Genomic DNA, 669 nt, shown 5'->3' on the forward strand with positions numbered 1-669 from the left:
TTTGGTGTGTGTGGGGGCGGATCCTGAGACGCGGGTGGGTGAGGCGGAGTTGATGTCGGAGGGTGAGCGGGAGTGGCTGGCCGATGTTGCCGGTTCGAGCAGTGTGGTGCCGGCGGGTGTGGTTTCGGTTTCGGAGCTTTTTGAGGCGCAGGTGGCGCGGTCGTCGTCGGGTGTGGCGGTGGTGGCTGATGGGGTGTCGTTGTCGTTCGGTGCGGTGAACGCGGCGGCGAACCGGTTGGCTCGGTGGTTGGTGGGGCGTGGGGTGGGGCCGGAGTCGCGGGTGGCGCTTGGTGTGTCGCGGTCGGTGGAGTTGGTGGTCGCTGTGCTGGCTGTGCTGAAGGCGGGCGGGGCGTATGTGCCGGTGGGGGAGGATCTGCCGGCGGCTCGGGTGGGAGCGGTGCTGGAGGACGCGGCGCCGGTGGTGGTGCTGGGTGATGGACGGGCCTCGGTGTCCTGGCCGGATGAGACGGAATGGGTGGACCTGGCGGAGGCTCTGCGAGAGGCGACTGCCGAAGGCGTGGGGGAGGAAGATCTCACGGACGTGGACCGGTTGGCGCCGCTGTTGCCGGAGCACGCCGCGTACATGCTCTTCACTTCGGGATCCACCGGCAGGCCCAAAGGCGTGACCGTGCCGCACCGCGCCATCCGCAACTTGTTCCACGCACACCA

1 protein-coding gene is annotated in these 669 nt (G+C 68.9%); it reads left to right on the forward strand.

Annotated features, from left to right (window positions below):
- Window positions 1-52 precede the first annotated feature (52 nt).
- On the forward strand, window positions 53-669 hold a 617-nt coding region (locus IEY79_RS37120; protein WP_189112061.1), incomplete at its 3' end, for an AMP-binding protein.

This window comes from Streptomyces camponoticapitis (assembly GCF_014646115.1).
Classification (GTDB): Bacteria; Actinomycetota; Actinomycetes; order Streptomycetales; family Streptomycetaceae; genus Streptomyces; species Streptomyces camponoticapitis.